Source organism: Curtobacterium sp. 24E2 (assembly GCF_016925595.1).
Classification (GTDB): Bacteria; Actinomycetota; Actinomycetes; order Actinomycetales; family Microbacteriaceae; genus Curtobacterium.
In genome coordinates, this window is record NZ_CP068987.1 from 965,310 (window position 1) to 984,117 (window position 18,808).

The window sequence follows — 18,808 nt, forward strand, 5'->3', positions numbered from 1 at the left end:
GGTGTCGGTCAGTCGCGGCGCGCGGTGTCGGTCGCGTTGATCGCCGCCAGACGTTCGTTGTACGCCTTCAGGTCGGCGTCGCCGTCGCGCTCGGCCTTGCGGTCGAGCCGCTTCGCGTCGCGCTTGTCCGTGCGGATCCAGTTCCGCACCACGAGCAGGGCCACGAAGACCATCGGCAGCTCGGAGGCACCCCAGGCGATGCCGCCGCCGGTGTGCTGGTCGTCGAGCAGTGCGGCGTCGTTCGTCTGGCCGAGTGCGTGGAACCAGTCGATCGCGAACACCGACTGCGATGTCATCACGGCGACGCCGAAGAACGCGTGGAAGGCCAGCGTCGCGAGCAGCGCGATGATCAGGATCGGGTACGGCGGCCGCTTCGGCCCCGGGTCGACGCCGACGAACACCCAGAAGAACAGGTAGCCGCTCAGCACGAAGTGGACGACCATCGCGACGTGCCACTCGTGCGACTGCATCGCCGCCTGGTACGCCGGCGTGAAGTAGAACACCACGAGCGACCCGGCGAAGATCACACCCGCCACGGCGGGCTTCCCCATGAACTGCATGTACCGCGAGTGCACGAAGAGCATGAGCCACTCGCGGGCCCCGCGGGAACCGTCGTTGCGGACCGGCAGGGTGCGCATGGCCAGCAGCACCGGGCCGCCGAGCACGAGCGGCAGCGGCACGAACATCATGAGCAGCATGTGCTGGACCATGTGCGACGAGAAGTGGATCATGCCGTACACGGCCGGTCCGGCCGACGTGGTCCAGATGAACAGGGCGCAGCCGATCACCCAGGCGATGGTGCGCCCGACGGGCCACTTGTCGCCGCGCTTCCGGAGCTTCCGCACCGCGAGCAGGTACCAGACGGCACCGACGACGGCGAGCCCGAGCCACACCCAGTCGATGTGCCACTGCGTCAGGTACGTGTGCATCGTCTGGGCCGGCGGGAACGGGAACCCGATCAGGCCGGAGCGGGTGTCCTCACCGGTCTCGGGCGTCTGCGGGATCGGCGGCTGCGAGCGGGACACGGCCACCGAGACGCCGATCGCCACGGCCATGAACACGATCTCGGCGAGCGCGAACCGGGTGAACCGACGGCGGTCGAGCGGCGCGCGGAGCAGCCCGGGCACCAGCTTGCGGCGCTGCACGACGCCGGCGACCCCGAGCAGCACCAGGATGACGGCCTTGACGGTGATGAGTGCGCCGTACGGGGTGGTGACGAGGTCGAGCGGGCCGGTCAGTCGCAGCGAGGCGTTGACGATGCCGGAGAACGCGACGGCGCCGAACGACCAACCGGCCAGCGTCGAGTACCGGGAGACCACCCGTCCGGTCGCACCCTTCGTGCGGGTGCGCAGCAGCACCACGGCGACGAGCCCGCCGGCCCAGACGCACACCCCGATCAGGTGGATCGCGAGGGAGTTCACGGCGTTGGCGTGCTCGAGCGAGCCGGCGGCGTGGCCGGACAGTGCCAGGGGGAGCAGCGCGAAGAGGCCGAACACGGTGGCGACGGCGAGCGTCGTGACCCGGGTGGCGAACGCGGCGAGCACGGTCGCGACGAGGATCGCCGCCGCGGAGACCACGAGCGCCTGGCCGATCTCGACCTGGAACGCGAACAGCATGAAGTTGCGGGCGAACACCGGACTGGTGAGCGGGACGCCGAGGGTGTTGGCGCCGGTCAACACGACGGTCACGGCCGCGGCGAGGAACCAGATCGATCCGGTCGCCGCCGCCCAGCGCGTGGCGCGGTGCTGCACGCTCGAGAGTGCCCGGTGGTCCTTCTTCTGCGCCGGCAGCGCGAACGCGGCGACGATGAGCAGGCCGACGGTCAGCGCCGCCATGGTGTCGTGCACCACGCGGGCGATCGGCAGGCCGTACTCGACCACGTCGCCGGCGGACACCAGCTGCTGGTTCGCGGTGAACGCCCCGGTGATCGTCAGGCCGAGGAGCGAACACGCGACCGCGAGCGGGATGGCGACGACCAGTACGGTCGCGACGGTGGACGTGCGCGCGGTGACGGGCGCGGATTCCGGCGCCGGGCCTCCGGGCTGGGTTGCGGGGGACGTGACGGTCATCAACCTTGTTCCAGGGACGCGTGCGTCCGCGAGACCGCGGACCCTCCATGGTAGGCGGGTCGGTCTGGGGGAGCGGTGTCAGTCCGCAGCGCGCGCTGCGGCCGCCTCAGGCTCGCGCCGACGACCCCTGCAGGTCGCGGATCCGGCCCAGGTCGTCGAAGTCGACCGTGATGGTCCCGTCCGCCAACGTCAGCGTGCGCCCGTCCCACGGGACACCGCGCAGCGATGCCCAGCTCCCCACGGCGCGGCGGTGGTCGTGCACCTCGGTCGTCTGCAGGCCCTCACCGAAGACCCGGACCATCCGAGGGACCGTCGGTGGTGTGAACAGCAGGCCCTCGAACAGCACCCAGAGGCGGGAGCCCCCGCCCACGTGCCCGCCGAAGCCGAACCACGAACCGGTCGCCAGCCGTGCCGCGATCGACATGTCCCACGCGAACTCGTAGCCGGCGTCTGCGGCGTCGGCCTGCCGGTGCTCGCCGAACGGGACCTCGCCCTGCACGAGTTCCGGGATGCCGAGCCGTTCGCCCAGCGCGCGGGTGGCGTTCGCGGCGGCGAGGACCGACGCGGGGTACTGCGACGGGTTCGCCCAGCCCCAGAGCCAGCTGCGCGGCCCCGGTGCGGCCGATCCCAGGAGCTGGATCCGGAACTCGCCTGGGTGCGGCCCGACGAACTGCAGGGTGCCGGCGGCGAGGTCGACGTTCCAGCGTTCGTGGTCGTCGTACAGGTCGGCGAGCTGCAGCTGCGCTTCCCAGGCCAGGAAGACCCCGTCGCTGACCAGACCGTCCATCCCCCGTGAGCGCGCCATGGGGGAACCCTACGCCGGGCGGTGTTCCCAGATCCCCTCGTTGCCGACGCCGACGAACCCGACGGCCTCGTTCACGTCGAGCATCGGGCGGTTCTCCTCGGCGTTGAAGGTGATGATCGACGGGTGCCCCGGGTGGTCACGCTCGATCGTCTCGATCCCGACGACCTTGAGCAGCCACCCGAGCCGGTGTCCGCGGTGCTCGCGGAGCACCAGGGTGTCGCCCTGCATCACCGGCTGGACCACGGGCCCGGGGACGGCGAGCTGGGTGAAGCCGACCAGTGAGCCGGACAACACGTCCTCCACAGCCACGGTGCGCATCGTGCGCGGGCCGTCGTCGAGGTGCTGCTCGTGCGTTCGGAGTCGATCGACCGTCCAGGCGTCCTCGGGCTCGTCCATGTCGCCGGACGGGGCATCGGTGCTCATCCGGGTCAGGAGGAGTGCGACGTCCGTCTGCCACAGGGGCGGAGTCGGTCCGGCCCAGGTGTGCACGCGGTACCGGTCGGCCGCCGCCCGCGTCGCCGCCGCGCGGATGCCGGAGAGGGCATCGGGCTCGGCTGGGAGCTCCAGTCGGCTGATCCGGTTCACCTGGCCGAACCGCCAACCCCGGCCCGTCAGGAACCGTATTCCGGGGTCGTCCTCGGGCACGACACCGAACCCGGTCGGTGCACGGAGGTACCCGGGGCCCGCGGCCGGACCGACCTGCCGTGACACGGCGTACGTCTTCCACTGCGTGCGGCCCTGCTGCCTCGCGACCGCTTCGACGTGCTCGGCCAGGAGCGTGCCGATGCCACGGCGCCGGTGCTCGGGCGCCACGCTGACCGCCATCCAGCAGTTCGGGGCGTCCGCGACCGCCTTCGATTCGTACGAGCCGGCCCCCACCGCGGCCCCCTCGTCGTCACGGACCAGGAACAGTCTGCTGGGCGCGTCGGGGTCGATCAGGTACGGCAGTTGTTCCTCGGGCGTCCAGAGCAGCTCCGGCAGTCCGGTGATCGACACCTCGGCGCGGTTCTGCACGTCGACCCACTCGCGGAACGCCCGCACGGTCCCCGGATCGTCGTCCATCGTGGCGGGGACCACGAGTTCGTGGACGGTGTACGCGGTCATGTCGGTTCCTCCCGGCGGTGCGACGCCGCCCGGCCCCGGACAGCCTCGCAGCATATCGGCGGGGGTCCGCTGCCGCTAGGCTGCACGGCGTGCTGCTCTCCGATCGCGACATCACCGCCCAGCTCGCCGAGGGCCGGATCGGTCTCGACCCCCACGACGCCTCGCTCGTCCAGCCGTCGAGCATCGACGTCCGGCTCGACAAGTTCTTCCGGCTGTTCGACAACCACAAGTACCCGCACATCGACCCGGCGGTCGACCAGCCCGACCTGACCCGGTTGGTCGAGACCGACCCGGACGAGGCGTTCGTGCTGCACCCCGGCGAGTTCGTGCTCGGCTCGACGTACGAGGTCGTCACGTTGCCCGACGACATCGCCGCGCGGCTCGAGGGCAAGAGCTCCCTCGGGCGCCTCGGCCTGCTGACCCACTCGACCGCGGGCTTCATCGACCCCGGGTTCTCCGGCCACGTGACGCTCGAGCTGTCGAACGTCGCGACGTTGCCGATCAAGCTCTGGCCCGGCATGAAGATCGGGCAGCTGTGCTTCTTCCAGCTGTCCAGTCCCGCCGACAAGCCGTACGGCTCGGCCGAGTACCAGTCGCGGTACCAGGGCCAGCGGGGCCCGACCCCGTCCCGCTCGGCGCAGAACTTCCACCGCGCGGACGTGTCAGCACGCCCCTGACCGCGGTCCACCCGACCCGGAACGACATGATCGACGTCGTGCGACGTCGATGATGTCGTTCCGGGTCGCCTGCCGTGCCGCGACGACCCCACCGCGACGACCCCACCGCCATGACACCGCCGCGTCATCCTGCGGACGAAATGTCGCATTCTGTGTATCGTTACAGCATGTCCAGAAGCTGCACCACATCCGACGTCCCCGGTGTCGGCGGCCGCGCTCATCCGTGACGCCCGCGATCGAGCCGAACTGACGCAGGTCCAGCTCGCCCGTCGCGCGGGCGTCACGCAGAGCGTCATCAGCACGTACGAGAACGGTCGCCGCGAGCCCTCGCTCGCCGCACTCCAGCGCATGCTCCGTGCCGCGGGATTCACCACGTCGATCGACCTGCTGCCGGTCGAGGATCCACCGCCGTTGCGCGACCGTGTCGCCGCCGCTCGGCTGGACCTGATCGCCGTCGTGGAGCGGTTCGGTGGCCGCAACCCCGGTTGTTCGGCAGCGTCGCCCGCGGGGACGACGGCCCGGGCAGCGACGTCGACCTGATGATCGACGTCGACGCCGGCCTCGGGATCTTCGCGCTCATGCGGATACAGGACGCGGCGGAACGACTGCTCGGCGTGCGCGTCGACGTCGTGGACGCCGCCGGCATGAGCCCCGAAGTCGTCCGGCGCGCGGTGCCGCTGTGAGCGAGGAACCGGTGACGCGCCGGCTGGTCGGCGATCGACTCGACGACGTCATCGGCGCGTGCGAGGCCATCGGCCGGTACGTCAGTGACGAGCGGCTGCCCGAGGACCTGGTGCACGACGCCGTCCGGATGCGGTTGGTCGAGATCGGCGAGGCGGTCCGTGTCCTGCCGAGCACCGTCACCGCGAGCGAACCGGACATCCCGTGGTCCCGCGTGTCCGACCTCGGCGACCGCCTGACCCGGCGTTACTTCGACACCACCCGGGCGGTGGTCTTCGGCACCGCCCGCACGGACGTGCCGTCCCTGGCGGAGGCGGCGCGGCGGTTGCGCGCGACCGGACGCTGACCCGCCGCGTCGCGCGGGCACTGGACGTGCGTGCGGGCGGACGGGAGGCACGGATCACGACGTGCCCCGTGCCTCCCGTCCGGACCGTGGCGGCCCCACGACGACGCAGGACGGCCCCGACTCGCCGAAGCGAGACGGGGCCGTCCGTGGTGCCGGGGAGATCAGCCCTTCTTGGCGAGCTCCTCGAGGGTGTCGTTGCCCTTGTAGGCCTCGACGGCGTTGTCCTTGGTGACCAGGACCGGCGTGAGCTCGATCGCGGGGACCGTCTTCTTGCCGTTGTAGTTGTTCGTCTTGTCGATCTTCGTGTCCGGCTTGTCGCCCTTCGACAGGGTGGAGACGAGGTCGACGGCCGCCTGGGCCTCCTTCGACGTGTCCTTGAAGATCGTCGAGTACTGCGTGCCCTTCATGATGAGCGGGATGGACGCGGTCTCCGAGTCCTGGCCCGTCACGACGGGGTTGTCCTTGCCGGCGGCCTTGGTCGCGGTGAGGATCGCACGGGCGAGGGTGTCGTTCGGCGACAGGACACCGTCGAGCTCGGTGTCACCCGTGTAGTACTGCGAGAGCAGGTCGGTCATGCGCGACTGGGCCTTCTGCGCGAGCCAGCCCTGCGTGACGACCTTCTGGAACGTGGTCTGGCCGGAGACGACCTTGATCGTGCCGTCGTCGATCTTCGGCTGCAGGACGTCCATCGCACCGTTGAAGAACACGGTCGCGTTGGCGTCGTCCGGCGAACCGGCGAAGAGCTCGACGTTGTACGGCTTGTCGCCCTTCTTCTCCTCGAGGCCCTTGAGCAGCGCCTCGGCCTGCAGCTGGCCGACCTTGAAGTTGTTGAACGCCACGTAGTAGTCGACGTTCTTCGTGTTCAGGATGTTGCGGTCCCAGGCGATGACGACGGCGCCACGGTCCTTGGCGGACTTGACCTGCGCGGTCAGCTGCGAACCATCGGCGGCACCGATGATGACGGCCTTGGCGCCCTTGGTGATCATGCCCGAGATCTGCGACTGCTGGTCCGGAACGGGGTTGCCGGCGTTGGCGTACTGGATGTCGGCCTTGAAGCCCGCGTCCTCGATGGACTTCTTGAAGGCTGCACCCGCCAGGACCCAGTTCTGCGAGGTCTTGGCCGGCAGGGCGACGCCGATGAGGTCGCCCTTCTTGATGTTGCTGGTGCTGCCGGCGTCGTCGGACGAGCCGCGTGCCGAGCAGCCGCTGAGGGCCAGGCCCGCGATGAGCGCCAGGCTGAGGCCGGCGACGATCTTCTTGCGCATGTGATTGCTTTCTCTTCGTTGAGGAGGTGCGGGGCAGGAGCCCCGTCGTCGGGAGGGTGGGTCAGGGGAGGGTGATCTTGTCCGGCTGGTCCTCGATGGACCGCGGCTGCTGGGCGGCCACCGTGTTCTGCTCGGTGTCCTTCCGCTGGAACTGCCGCAGCATGCCGCCGATCAGGGACGGACGACCCTGCGACTTCGAGTAGACGTCGAAGGCGACGGCGACGAGGAGGACCAGACCGCGGATGATCTGCACCTGGTTGGACTCGAGGCCCATGAGCTGCAGACCGTTCGACAGCAGCGCCATGACGAGACCACCGATGATCGAGCCCGAGATCGTGCCGACGCCACCGGCGACCGCAGCACCACCGACGAACACGGCGGCGATCGCGTCGAGCTCCCAGCCGGTGCCGTCCGCGGGGCCCGAGGCGCCGGAGTAGGCGACGAACACCATGCCCGCGATCGCGGCGAGGATCGACATGTTCATCATGACGAAGAAGTTGACCCGTCGTGCCGAGACGCCGGACAGGACGGCCGCGTTGGCGTTGCCACCGACGGCGTAGACCTGGCGACCGAAGATCGTGTTCTTCGTGACGAAGCCGTAGACGATGGTCAGGACACCGAGGATGATCGCGACGATCGGGACCGAGGTGCCGACCGGACCGGCGCCGAACAGGTACGTGGCGACGAGCGTGACGGCGACCAGGATGCCGGTGCGGACGATCGAGACCCACAGCGGCGGGACCTCGGCCTGCATCTTCCGGCGGCGGGCACGGCCTCGGGCCTCGATGATGATGAGCGCGAGGATCGTGACGAGGCCGATGAGGAGCGTGCCGTTGCTGAAGCCGAAGTCGGGGCCGAAGTCACCGAGGAAGCCGGCGCCGATCGGGGTGAAGGCGTCCGGGACGGGGACCGACGTCGAGTTGCCGATGATCTGGTTCACACCACGGAAGATGAGCTGACCGGCCAGCGTCACGATGAAGGCCGGGACCTTCACGAACGCGACCCAGAAGCCCTGCCACGCACCGATCAGGGCACCGCACACGAGGCCCAGGATGATGGCGGCCCACACCGGGAAGTCCCACACGGCCATGGACTGCGCCACGACGATGCCGACGACCGCTGCGACCGAACCCACCGACAGGTCGATGTGCCCCGCGATGATGACCATGACCATGCCGAGCGCCAGGATCAGGATGTACGAGTACTGCAGGAACAGGTTGATGACGTTGGTCGGCTCGAGGATGAGCCCGTTCGTCGTGACCGAGAAGAAGACCAACAGCACGATGAGGGCGATGATCATGCCGTACTGGCCGATGCTGTTGCCCTTGCCGAAGAGCAGTTTCAGGTTGTTCATGAGGCGGTGGCGCCCTTCCGCGCGGAGGTCATGCTGCGCATGAGCGATTCGGGATCGGCCTGGTCGGCCGGGAGGTCAGCGGTGATCTGACCCTCGAAGATGGTGTAGATCCGGTCGGAGAGACCGAGGAGTTCGGGAAGCTCGGACGAGATGAGGATGATGCCCTTCCCCTCGGCCGCGAGCTGCTGGATGATGCCGTAGATCTCGAACTTCGCGCCCACGTCGATGCCGCGGGTGGGTTCGTCGAGGATCAGGATGTCCGGGTCGGTGAACATCCACTTGGACAGGACGACCTTCTGCTGGTTGCCACCGGACAGCTTGCCGACGTTGTCCTCGACGCTCGGCACCTTGGTGCGGAGCATCTTGCGGTACTTCTCGGCGACGGAGTACTCCTCGAGCGAGTCGACGACGCCGACCTTCGAGATCTTCTTCAGGTCGGCGGCGACCGTCGAACGCTTCACCGTGTCGAGCAGGTTCAGGCCGAGCGCCTTGCGGTCCTCGGAGACGTAGCCGAGGCCGTTCTCGATCGCCTGCTGGACGTTCGTGACCTTGATCTCGCGGCCGTCCTTGATGATCTGGCCGTCGAGCCAGGTGCCGTACGAGCGACCGAACAGGCTCATCGCGAGTTCGGTGCGTCCGGCGCCCATCAGGCCGGCGAAGCCGACGATCTCACCGCGGCGGACGTGGAAGTTCGAGCCCTTGCAGACCAGACGTGACGAGTCGAGCGGGTGCTGCACGGTCCAGTTGCGGACCTCGAAGAAGGTCTCGCCGATCTTCGGAGTGCGGTCCGGGAACCGGCTCTCGAGCGAGCGGCCGACCATGCCGCGGATGATGCGGTCCTCGTTGACGCCGTCCGCCTTGACGTTGAGCGTCTCGATGGCCTTGCCGTCGCGGATGATCGTGATCTCGTCGGCGATCTGCTCGATCTCGTTGAGCTTGTGGCTGATGATGATGCTCGCGATGCCCTTGGCCTTCAGCCCGACGATCAGGTCGAGCAGGTGCTGCGAGTCGTTCTCGTTGAGCGCGGCGGTCGGCTCGTCGAGGATGAGGAGCTTGACGTCCTTGTGCAGGGCCTTCGCGATCTCGACGAGCTGCTGCTTGCCGACACCGAGGTTCTTGATCTGCGTGTCCGGGTCGTCGGCCAGGCCGACGCGGGCGAGCAGGTCCTGCGCACGGAGCTGCGCGGCGGTCCAGTCGATGCGCCCGAAGCGGCCGGGCTCGTTGCCGAGGAACAGGTTCTCGGTGATCGAGAGCTCCGGGATGAGCGCCAGCTCCTGGTGGATGATGACGATGCCGGCCTGCTCGGACTGCTTGATGTTCGAGAAGCGGACCTCTTCGCCCTCGTAGACGATCTCGCCACTGTAGGTGCCGTAGGGGTAGACGCCCGAGAGGACCTTCATCAGGGTCGACTTGCCGGCGCCGTTCTCGCCGCAGATCGCGTGGATCTCGCCGGCGCGGACGCTGAGGGAGACGTCGGAGAGCGCCTTCACACCAGGGAACTCCTTGGTGATCGAGCGCATCTCGAGGATGGTCTCGGGTGCGGTGATCGACCGGGTCTCGAGGCCGGTGTCGATCGGGGTTGACGCCACAGTGCATCTCCTTCTGCCGCTGCGATGCGGCAGTTGTTCGGGTGGTTCTGCTGCGGCAGCGAATGGGCGCAGGTGGCCTGCGTGGACTTCGTTGTCGCGTCCGGTGCCCCGCTGGTGTGACGCTCATGTGAACGGTCACATCGGCTGGACGGAGGTAATTTACGCACAGCCCCGGTGTGGCTGTCAATTCGGATTGGTCGCGTTTTCGTAACGGCCTGCGTGATCCCGCACGAACGTCCCCCGGACGGGAGGCACGGTGCCGGTCCGCCCTGCGTCCTGCGGATCGACCGTGGGCGCGTCACCGACCGCGCGGGGCTCCCGTGGACGCGCGCACGACGAGCTGCGGGACGATGTCGATCGGGCGGAGCAGCTCGTCGTCGCCGGGCAGGAGCAGGTCGACGCAGCGTCGCCCGAGTTCGGCGAAGTCGACCTGCACCGTGGTGAGCGGTGGCCAGAAGTGCTTCGCCTCGGGGATGTCGTCGTAGCCGACCACCGACAGGTCGCCCGGCACGTCGAGCCCGTAGGAGCGCGCCGCGTGCATGACGCCCAGGGCCATCTGGTCGTTCGAGCAGAACACCGCCGTGCAGTCCCGCCACCGCAGGAGTTCGCGGCCGGCGTGGTAGCCGAAGTCCGCCGTCCAGTCGCCCAGGATCGGTGGGACGACGGAAATGTCGCGGTCGGACATGGCGCGCAGGAAGCCCTGCATGCGTGCGTCGGCCTCGATCCAGTCCTGCGGGCCGGCGATGTGCCGGATGTACTCGTGGCCCAGGTCGAGCAGGTGCTCGGTCGCGAGCCGCGCGCCCTCCATCTGGTCGACCCACAGGGCCGTCGGGTCCTCGCCGACACTTGCTCGCATCGTGACGTACGGCGTGCGGATGCCGAGTTCCTCGATCAGGTCGAACACCCGTTGCTGTGGTGCGATGACGACGATGCCCTCGACGTCCAGGTCGAGCAGGTGCCCGAGCCCCTCGCGCACGGCGGTGTCGGTCGCCTCGGCGATGTTCGCCGTCGTCACCGAGTACCCGCGCAGCATCGCTGCGTCCTCGATCGCCTGCAGGGCGACCGCCGGGCCGTAGTGGGCGCGCCGGGCAGTCAGGACGCCGATGGTGTGGGTCCGGCTCGTGACGAGGGCCCGCGCCGCACGGTTCGGCCGGTACTGCAGCTGCTCCATCGCCGCCAGCACCTTGTCGCGTGTGGCGTCGCGGATGGCGTCGGAGTTGTTCAGCACCCGCGAGACGGTCTGGTGGGAGACGCCCGCGATCCGTGCGACGTCACGGATGCTGGGCGAACGCGGTTGCTGTGCCCGCGATGACGCCATTGCTGCTCGTTTCCGCCCGGGGCCGTGGCACGTCGATGTGCACGTTCACATTCCGGGCCAGATCATTATGCACGTCCGGCGGATCGACGCCACCTGAACGTCCTCGAGGCTGCGGCCCGGTGGCATGCCGGGCCGCAGCCTCGCTGCACCCTCGCAGTGGCTCAGAGCCAGTTGCGCTTGCGGAAGACCGCCCACAGCACACCCATCAGCGCGAGCATGCCGAGGATCGCGACCGGGTAGCCGTACCGCCAGTGCAGCTCGGGCATGTGGTCGAAGTTCATGCCGTAGACGCCGGCGATCAGACCGGGAGCGAACAGGATCGCCGCCCACGACGAGATCTTCTTGACCTCTTCGCCCTGTCGGTGTGCAGCGCGGGCGAGCTGCCGGCTCTCCTCGCCCTGCGCCAGGCTCGCACTGGTCATCCGCCGCATCGCCTCGTTCTGCTCCTGCGACACCAGGGTCGCGTGCAGCGTCAGGGCGTTCTCGAGCAGGGACCGGAACGAGTCGACCCGCTCCGTCACGCGCAGGGCGTGGTCGAGCACGTTGCGCAGCCGGTGCTGCACCTCGTCGTCGACGCCGTACTTGTCGGCCCCGCGGAGCAGGCCCTTCACCATCGCGGGCACCGGCTTCGTGGCGCGCTGGAAGGACAGCACCTCGCTGAGCAGCTGGTAGATGCGCTTCGAGACGCCGGGGTCGACCTGGCCGGCGAAGAGCTGGTCCTCGATGACGTCGATGCCGTCCTGCAGCACCTCGACCACCGGGGCGTAGCCGTCCACGACCTCGTCGAGCACTGCGGCGGTCACGGCCTCGGAGCCCAGCGCCAGGAACTCGGGGTCGGCCTCGACCTGGGCGCGGAGAGCCGCGAGGTCGGGGCGTTCGGCGTGCCGGACGCTCACCACGAACCGGTCGCCGACGAACAGGTGCACCTCGCCGAACTCGACCGTGCCCGCGCCGCGGTCGAACCACGCCGGACGGAGCACCAGGAAGAGCGTGTCGCCGTACCGTTCGAGCTTCGCGCGCTGGTGCCCCTTGCGGGCGTCCTCCACCGCGTTCTCGTGCAGGTCGAACTCGGTCGCGACGGCGTCGAGCTCGTGCGGGTCCGGACGGAGCAGCCCGATCCACGCCAGGTCGCACCGTGCGACCTCGTGGCGTGCGCCGAGCGACAGGGTCGACGGAGTATCGATGCGACGTCCTTCGACGTAGATCGCGTTGTCGATCATTGCCATGCGCGTGCTCCTCGTGGTCGGGAGCAGGCAGGCGCGATGCCGCAGGCGGACCGCGGCGAGCGGAGGAGATCTAGGACACGGGCGCGGCGGCGAGGGGAGGGGCTGCCGGCCCGCGCGAGGATGGTCACCCGACATCGCGCCTCACCTGCCCTTCTCCTGGTCGTGCGGCCGCGGTGCGCAGCCTCGTGGCCACAACCGTGGCCGACGTCCGACACTACTCCGGACGCACGAGGGAACCAAGCGCTCGGCCGCGCTCGACCGAGACTCGGCCCGGGCGACGGTTCTCGTGCTCGCGGGCACGAGGAGTGTCGCTGAGCCCGAGTCTCGGCCCAGGCGGCCGCGCCGGGTCAGTGGGTGATGTGCAGACCCGCGGCCTCGAGCTCGGTCAGCTGCCATCCCAGCCAGGGGCTCCACCCGAACGGCGCACCGGCGACGGCGGCCCGGAGCGAGTCCTCGGAGACCCAGGCGTACTCGGCGACCTCGTCGTCCGCGGGGGCGGGCAGGTCGTCGGTGACAGCGCGGAACACCGGGCAGACCTCGTTCTCGACGATGCCCGAGGCGTCGACCGCGCGGTACCGGAAGTCCGGCAGCACGAGCTCGACGTCGCGCACGGTGATGCCGAGCTCGCGTGATGCCCGGCGGGCGATGGCGTCCTCGAACGACTCGTCGGGGCCGGGGTGCCCGCAGAACGTGTTCGTCCAGACACCGGGCCACGTCTTCTTCGACAGGGCGCGACGGGTCACCAGGACGTCCCCGTCGGTGTTGCGGACGTGGCACGAGAAGGCCAGGTGGAGGGGCGTGTGGTCTGTGTGCACCGTGAACTTGTCCGCTGTGCCGATCGGGGTACGGTCGTCGGCCAGCAGGACCACGGTTTCCGGGAAAGCGCTCATCTGCACCGATAGGTTAGGCCAATGAGCGAGGAAGCGGCCACCGTGGCGCACATCGACCTCGCGCTCGTCGACGACTGTCTCGAGCGCTTCTTCGTCGTGTCCTCGGCTCGTGCCGCGCGCTACGGCCGTCCGTCCGAGGAACTCTGGCGGGTGCTCCGCAAGGCGAGCATGGGCGGCAAGCGCTTCCGGCCGCGCATGGTGCTCACGGCGTACCTCGGCCTCGGCGGTGACGACGTGCACGCTGCTGCGCACGTCGCAGCTGCCTACGAACTCCTGCACACCGCGCTGGTGGTGCACGACGACGTCATCGACCGTGACTGGGCGCGCCGCGGCCAGCCGAACGTCGCGGGGTCCTACCGCGACGCCGGCACCACCGGCGGGCTGCCGCTGCCGACCGCCGAGCACCGCGGGATGAGCGCCGCCGTGATCGCGGGCGACCTCGCGCTCTCCGGCGCACCGCGGTTCATCGAGTCCTCTGGTGTGACGAGCGAGCGTCGTGGGCGTCTGCTCGAGATGCTCGACGAAGCCGTGTTCGCCAGCGCCGCCGGTGAGATGACCGACGTCGACCTGGCCCTGGGCGTGATGCCGACGGTGGACGAGGTCCTGGCGATGGAGCGGGCGAAGACGAGCGTGTACTCGTTCGAGGCGCCGCTGCAGTCCGGTGCCGTGCTCGCCGGCGCGCCCGAGACCGTCGTCACCGCGCTCGGCGCCTTCGGCCGCGAGATCGGCATCGCCTACCAGATCGTCGACGACCTGCTCGGGGTGTTCGGTGACGAGACGACCACCGGCAAGAGCGTGCTGGGGGACCTGCGCGAGGGCAAGCGGACCATGCTCATCGCGTACGCGGCCACGACCGACTGCTGGCCGGACATCGCTCCCTACCTCGGCGACCCGGACCTGACCGAGGAACGCGCGGCCGAACTCCGTGCGACCCTGGTCACCTGCGGTGCCCGTGCCGCAGCCGAGTCCCGGATCGCCGACCACGTCGCACTCGCCCGTGCCGAGCTCTCCGGACTGCCGTACGACCTCGCCGACCGCCTGGAGGGCCTCGTGACCGAACTCGTGGAGCGCGCCCGGTGACGACCGACACCACCCGGACCGGCAGCGCGCCGTCCGGTCGGCTCCCCTGTACGACGCCACGGCCGAGGCAGCCTCGAGTGTCGTCATCGACCGCTACTCGACGTCGTTCGGCCTGGCGAGCCGGTTGCTCGCCAAGGACACTCGCGAGCACATCCGCAACGTCTACGCGCTGGTGCGCGTCGCCGACGAGGTCGTCGACGGCCCCGCGACCGAGGCGGGGCTCGACCCCGATCTGGCACGGACGGTCCTCGACGAGCTCGAGGCCGACACCGAGCGCGCGATCGCCCTCGGCTTCTCGGTGAACCCGGTCGTGCACGCGTTCGCCCGGAGTGCACGGGTCACGGGCTTCGGCGCGGAGCTCACCAAGCCGTTCTTCGCGTCGATGCGGATGGACCTCGAGCGCACCGAGCACGACGACGCCTCGTTCGACGCGTACGTGTACGGCTCGGCCGAGGTCGTGGGGCTGATGTGCCTGCGAGCGTTCGTGTACCGTGCCGGCCGTCCGACCTTCGACCAGGCGGAGCTCATCGCGGGAGCCCGTGCGCTCGGCGCAGCGTTCCAGAAGGTCAACTTCCTGCGCGACCTGCACGCCGACTTCGAGGTGCTCGGCCGCTCGTACTTCCCGGGGGTCGACATCCGCTCGTTCGACGAGGCCACGAAGGAACGCCTGGTCGCCGACGTGCAAGCCGACCTCGACCACGCAGCCCGGACCATCCGGCTGCTGCCGGCCGACGCCCGGAACGCCGTCGGGCTCGCGCACGCCCTGTTCCAGGAACTCAACGACCGCATCGCCCGCACGCCGGCGACGCGCCTGGTGACGACGCGCGTGCGCGTCCCGAACCCGGTGAAGGCACGCCTGGCCGCACAGGTGCTCGCCGGACGCGCCCCCGTGCGGTCGAAGGTGGCCACCCGTCAGCCAGGAGGCACGTCATGACCCCGCCCCGCGCCTCCCGTCCGCAGAACGTCGCCGCCACCACCCGGCGCAAGGTGCCCGCTCGACGCGCCGTCGTGATCGGCGGCGGCATCAGCGGACTGGCGTCCGCGGCGCTGCTCGCGCGGGACGGCTTCGCCGTGACCGTGCTCGAGCAGCGGTCGCAGCTCGGCGGCCGTGCCGGTTCGTGGGAGCGCGACGGCTTCCGGTTCGACACCGGGCCGTCGTGGTACCTCATGCCCGAGGTGTTCGACCACTTCTTCCAGCTGCTCGGCACCTCGGCCGACGCCGAACTCGACCTCGTGAAGCTCGACCCCGGGTACCGCGTCTACAGCGAGGGCAACGACGAGCCGATCGACCTGCGCGCCGACGCCGAGGCGAACATCGCGCTGTTCGAGTCCGTCGAGCCCGGAGCCGGCAAGCGGATCCGGAAGTACCTCGCCTCGGCCGAGGACACCTACGCGATGGCGATCCGCCGGTTCCTGTACACGACGTTCCAGGACCTCACGAAGCTCGCCGCCCCCGACGTGCTCCGTCGCCTGCCGAAGCTCGCCCGGCTCCTGCTGCAGCCGCTGTCGTCCCGCGCTGCCTCGGCGGTCAAGGACCGGCGGCTCTGGCAGATCCTGGGCTACCCGGCCGTCTTCCTGGGCACGAGCCCGTACGCCGCCCCGAGCATGTACCACCTGATGAGCCACCTCGACCTCGCCGACGGGGTGCTCTACCCGAAGGGCGGCATCACCGAGGTGATCGCCGCGGTCGAACGCGTGGCCCGTGCCGAGGGCGCGAAGATCATCGCCGGCGCGAAGGTCGAACGGATCGTCGTCGAGGACGGCGTCGCCACCGGGGTCGTGCACCGCGACCGCGACGGCGTGCAGCACACCGCCCCGGCCGACCTGGTCGTGAGCGCCGCCGACCTGCAGCACACCGAGATGCAGCTGCTCGACCGCGAGCACCGCACCCACGGCGCCGAGCACTGGAAGACCCGCGACCCCGGACCGAGCGCCGTGCTCGTCTACCTCGGCATCGACGGACCGACCCCCGGCCTGCTCCACCACACCCTTGTCTTCACCGAGGACTGGAAGGCGAACTTCGGCGCGATCTTCGGCAAGGACCGGCACGTCCCCGACCCCGCGTCGATCTACGTCTGCGCGCCGTCGGAGACCGACCCGTCCGTCGCGCCACGCGGCTCGAGCAACCTCTTCATCCTGGTGCCCCTGCCCGCCGACCTGTCCATCGGCAAGGGCGGGATCGACGGTGCCGGTGACTACGAGGTCGAGCAGATCGCCGACCGCGCCATCGACGTCGTCGCCGAGCGTTCGGGCGTCCCCGACCTGCGGGACCGCATCCGGGTGCGCCGGACGATCGGCCCGCGCGACTTCGCCGACGACCTCAACGCGTGGAACGGGTCGATGCTCGGCCCCGCGCACACGCTCAAGCAGAGTGCGTTCTTCCGCGAGAAGAACGCGTCGGCCAAGGTCGAGGGCCTGTACTACGCCGGGGCGTCCACGATCCCGGGCATCGGCCTGCCGATGTGCCTGATCAGCGCCGAGGTCCTGCTCAAGCGGATCCACGGCGACACGAGCACCGAGCCGCTGCCGACGCCGCTCGGCACCCCGCGGAACCAGGCCGGCACCGTCTGATGCCGGGGCTGTACCTCGCCGGCCTGGTCGTGTCGCTGATCGGCATGACCGTGCTCGACGCCCGCTTCCGGCTGTTCTTCTGGCGAGCGCCGTGGCGGGCGGCTGCGGTGATGGTCGTCGGTGTCGCGTTCTTCATGGTGTGGGACGTCGCCGGGGTCGCGTACGGCATCTTCTTCATCGGCCCGCAGCACCTGCTGACCGGGGTGCTGCTCGCCCCCGAGGTCCCGCTCGAGGAGCTCTTCTTCCTGCTGCTGCTCTGCTACTCGACGATGGACCTGGTCGGCTTCGTCCGGCCCGTCGTGCAGCGGTCGCTCGGACGGAGGCGCCCGTGACCGGCTCTGGCGCCTACGCGCTCCTGGCACTGCCGTTCTTCGCGGTCGTGGCGGTGGTGGCGGTCGTCGCCGGCATCGTGGCCGCGCGCCGTGCACGAGCGGCGGGACGCGCACCCGGGACCGGCTGCCGGGTCGCGTTCGTCACGTCGCTCGTCGCCGGGATCGCGCTGCTCGTGATGACGATCGTGTTCGACAACGTCATCGTGACCCTGCGCATCGTCGCCTACGACCCCTCGCTCATCAGCGGGGCGAAGATCGGGGCGATCCCGGTCGAGGACCTCGCGTACGCGATGGCGGCGATCGTGCTGCTGCCGAGCCTGTGGGTCCTGTTCGACCGGGCGGGCCCGCGCGACCCGGCTGCCCCGCGCCCCGCGCCCGACCCGACCACCGCACCACCGGAGGACAACCCGTGAACGCCAGCACCGCCTCCAGGCCGTCGACCTTGCGAGCACTGTTCGTCTCGTCGCGACCGATCAGCTGGGTGAACACCGCCTACCCGTTCGGTGCCGCGTACCTGCTCGGCAGCGGGGTCGGCGTCGAGGGGGCGGGGGTTCTCGCTCGTCGCGTTCCTGGTCGGCGTCGTGTACTTCCTGGTGCCCTACAACCTGGCGATGTACGGCATCAACGACGTCTTCGACTACGAGTCCGACCTGCGCAACCCGCGCAAGGGCGGCGTCGAGGGGGCGCTGCTCGACAAGAGCGTCCACCGCACGACGCTCTGGGCCGTCGTCGTCACGAACGTGCCGTTCCTGGTCGCGCTCGTCGTGCTCGGGGCGGTGAGCGGGAACGGGCCGTGGTCGTGGCTCGTCCTGGCGATCAGCGTGTTCGCCGTCATCGCGTACTCGGCGCCGGGGCTGCGGTTCAAGGAGAAGCCGTTCCTCGACTCCCTGACCTCGTCGACCCACTTCGTCTCGCCCGCGATCTACGGCCTGGCGCTCGCCGGACCGCACTGGACCGGGCAGCTCGTCGCCGTCTGCATCGCGTTCTTCCTGTGGGGGTCGCCTCGCACGCGTTCGGCGCGGTGCAGGACGTCCTCGCCGACCGGGCCGGCGGCATCGGCTCCGTCGCGACCGTCATCGGTGCGCGGGCGACCGTGCGCCTCGCGTTCGTCGCGTACCTGGTCGCCGGTGTCGCGCTGCTGTTCTCGGCCTTCCCGGGGCCGATCGCCGCCGTCGTCGTGATCCCGTACGCGCTCAACGTGCTGCCGTGGTGGAACATCACGGACCAGGGGGCCGAGGCCGCGAACGCCGGGTGGAAGCGGTTCCTCTGGATCAACTACCTGGCGGGGTTCATCGTGACGATGGCGCTCATCGCCTACGCCTTCACACACTGAGCGCCCGGGTCCCGTCGAGGTCCCGTCCCGTCCCGTCCCGTCCCGTCGAGGTTCCGAAATCTCGGCATCTCGACGTCGCCGGGCGCGCTCCGTGGAACCTCGGCGCCGCGCACACGGCATGTCGTGGAACCTCGACGCCCGCCGCGCGCAGCACTGACAGACTGGACG

The 18,808-nt window shown here is 69.9% G+C and carries 18 protein-coding genes and 1 pseudogene; 10 read left to right on the forward strand and 9 right to left on the reverse strand.

Annotated elements, in window-relative coordinates; translation table 11 throughout:
- Positions 1–8: 8 nt before the first annotated feature.
- From JN350_RS04925 to JN350_RS04935, 3 genes are all read right to left on the reverse strand, one after another.
- Positions 9–2,069: a cytochrome c oxidase assembly protein gene (locus JN350_RS04925; RefSeq protein WP_205463741.1), complete on the reverse strand. Its 2,061-nt coding sequence runs from the start codon at positions 2,067–2,069 to the stop codon at positions 9–11.
- Positions 2,070–2,175: 106 nt separating this feature from the next.
- A complete protein-coding gene (locus tag JN350_RS04930; protein WP_205463742.1) occupies positions 2,176–2,874 on the reverse strand; it encodes a DUF6882 domain-containing protein in 699 nt (232 codons plus the stop codon).
- A gap of 9 nt (positions 2,875–2,883) precedes the next feature.
- A complete protein-coding gene (locus JN350_RS04935) occupies positions 2,884–3,978 on the reverse strand; it encodes a GNAT family N-acetyltransferase (protein WP_205463743.1) in 1,095 nt (364 codons plus the stop codon).
- An 89-nt stretch (positions 3,979–4,067) separates the two neighbouring features.
- Here JN350_RS04935 and dcd point away from each other — a divergent pair, with 89 nt between their 5' ends.
- From dcd to JN350_RS04955, 4 genes are all read left to right on the forward strand, one after another.
- Positions 4,068–4,655 (forward strand): dCTP deaminase, encoded by a 588-nt coding sequence (gene dcd, locus JN350_RS04940; RefSeq protein ID WP_111085408.1) that lies wholly within the window; start codon positions 4,068–4,070, stop codon positions 4,653–4,655.
- A 201-nt stretch (positions 4,656–4,856) separates the two neighbouring features.
- Complete coding sequence (locus JN350_RS04945; protein WP_205463744.1) at positions 4,857–5,195, forward strand: helix-turn-helix domain-containing protein; 339 nt, start codon at positions 4,857–4,859, stop codon at positions 5,193–5,195.
- Positions 5,195–5,338, forward strand: coding sequence for a hypothetical protein (locus JN350_RS04950; RefSeq protein WP_240347560.1), 144 nt, complete (start codon positions 5,195–5,197; stop codon positions 5,336–5,338). The genes JN350_RS04945 and JN350_RS04950 overlap by 1 nt, the downstream gene beginning before the upstream one ends.
- Positions 5,335–5,682, forward strand: a complete 348-nt coding sequence (locus JN350_RS04955) for a HepT-like ribonuclease domain-containing protein (RefSeq protein WP_205463746.1) — start codon at positions 5,335–5,337, stop codon at positions 5,680–5,682. Before JN350_RS04950 ends, JN350_RS04955 begins: the two co-directional genes overlap by 4 nt.
- 161 nt (positions 5,683–5,843) lie before the next feature.
- Here JN350_RS04955 and JN350_RS04960 read toward each other — a convergent pair whose 3' ends face one another.
- The 6 genes from JN350_RS04960 to idi form a co-directional block, all read right to left on the reverse strand.
- Positions 5,844–6,947: a substrate-binding domain-containing protein gene (locus tag JN350_RS04960; protein WP_205463747.1), complete on the reverse strand. Its 1,104-nt coding sequence runs from the start codon at positions 6,945–6,947 to the stop codon at positions 5,844–5,846.
- A gap of 61 nt (positions 6,948–7,008) precedes the next feature.
- Entirely contained in the window at positions 7,009–8,301 is a 1,293-nt protein-coding gene (mmsB, locus tag JN350_RS04965; protein ID WP_205463748.1) for a multiple monosaccharide ABC transporter permease, read from the reverse strand.
- The gene (mmsA, locus tag JN350_RS04970) at positions 8,298–9,821 is read right to left on the reverse strand and encodes a multiple monosaccharide ABC transporter ATP-binding protein (protein WP_181437544.1); all 1,524 of its coding nucleotides are present in this window, start codon (positions 9,819–9,821) and stop codon (positions 8,298–8,300) included. Before mmsA ends, mmsB begins: the two co-directional genes overlap by 4 nt.
- A gap of 367 nt (positions 9,822–10,188) precedes the next feature.
- Positions 10,189–11,208: a LacI family DNA-binding transcriptional regulator gene (locus JN350_RS04975; protein ID WP_205463749.1), complete on the reverse strand. Its 1,020-nt coding sequence runs from the start codon at positions 11,206–11,208 to the stop codon at positions 10,189–10,191.
- 161 nt (positions 11,209–11,369) lie between these two features.
- Complete coding sequence (locus tag JN350_RS04980; RefSeq protein WP_205463750.1) at positions 11,370–12,434, reverse strand: magnesium and cobalt transport protein CorA; 1,065 nt, start codon at positions 12,432–12,434, stop codon at positions 11,370–11,372.
- Between the two features lie 347 nt (positions 12,435–12,781).
- A complete protein-coding gene (gene idi / locus JN350_RS04985) occupies positions 12,782–13,324 on the reverse strand; it encodes an isopentenyl-diphosphate Delta-isomerase (protein ID WP_205463751.1) in 543 nt (180 codons plus the stop codon).
- Between the two features lie 21 nt (positions 13,325–13,345).
- Between idi and JN350_RS04990 the strand changes: the two genes are divergently transcribed.
- The 6 genes and pseudogenes from JN350_RS04990 to JN350_RS05015 all read left to right on the forward strand — a co-directional run bounded on the left by JN350_RS04990 (position 13,346) and on the right by JN350_RS05015 (position 18,640).
- The gene (locus JN350_RS04990; protein ID WP_205463752.1) at positions 13,346–14,404 is read left to right on the forward strand and encodes a polyprenyl synthetase family protein; all 1,059 of its coding nucleotides are present in this window, start codon (positions 13,346–13,348) and stop codon (positions 14,402–14,404) included.
- 124 nt (positions 14,405–14,528) lie between these two features.
- Entirely contained in the window at positions 14,529–15,338 is an 810-nt protein-coding gene (locus tag JN350_RS04995; protein WP_240347561.1) for a squalene/phytoene synthase family protein, read from the forward strand.
- Positions 15,335–16,975, forward strand: a complete 1,641-nt coding sequence (crtI, locus tag JN350_RS05000; protein WP_240347562.1) for a phytoene desaturase family protein — start codon at positions 15,335–15,337, stop codon at positions 16,973–16,975. The genes JN350_RS04995 and crtI overlap by 4 nt, the downstream gene beginning before the upstream one ends.
- Positions 16,975–17,307 (forward strand): lycopene cyclase domain-containing protein, encoded by a 333-nt coding sequence (locus JN350_RS05005; protein WP_111085416.1) that lies wholly within the window; start codon positions 16,975–16,977, stop codon positions 17,305–17,307. The genes crtI and JN350_RS05005 overlap by 1 nt, the downstream gene beginning before the upstream one ends.
- A complete protein-coding gene (locus JN350_RS05010) occupies positions 17,304–17,720 on the forward strand; it encodes a lycopene cyclase domain-containing protein (protein ID WP_205463753.1) in 417 nt (138 codons plus the stop codon). Before JN350_RS05005 ends, JN350_RS05010 begins: the two co-directional genes overlap by 4 nt.
- Positions 17,717–18,640 (forward strand): annotated as a pseudogene (locus tag JN350_RS05015) (prenyltransferase). The gene JN350_RS05010 and the pseudogene JN350_RS05015 overlap by 4 nt, the downstream one beginning before the upstream one ends.
- The last annotated feature ends 168 nt before the right edge of the window (positions 18,641–18,808 follow it).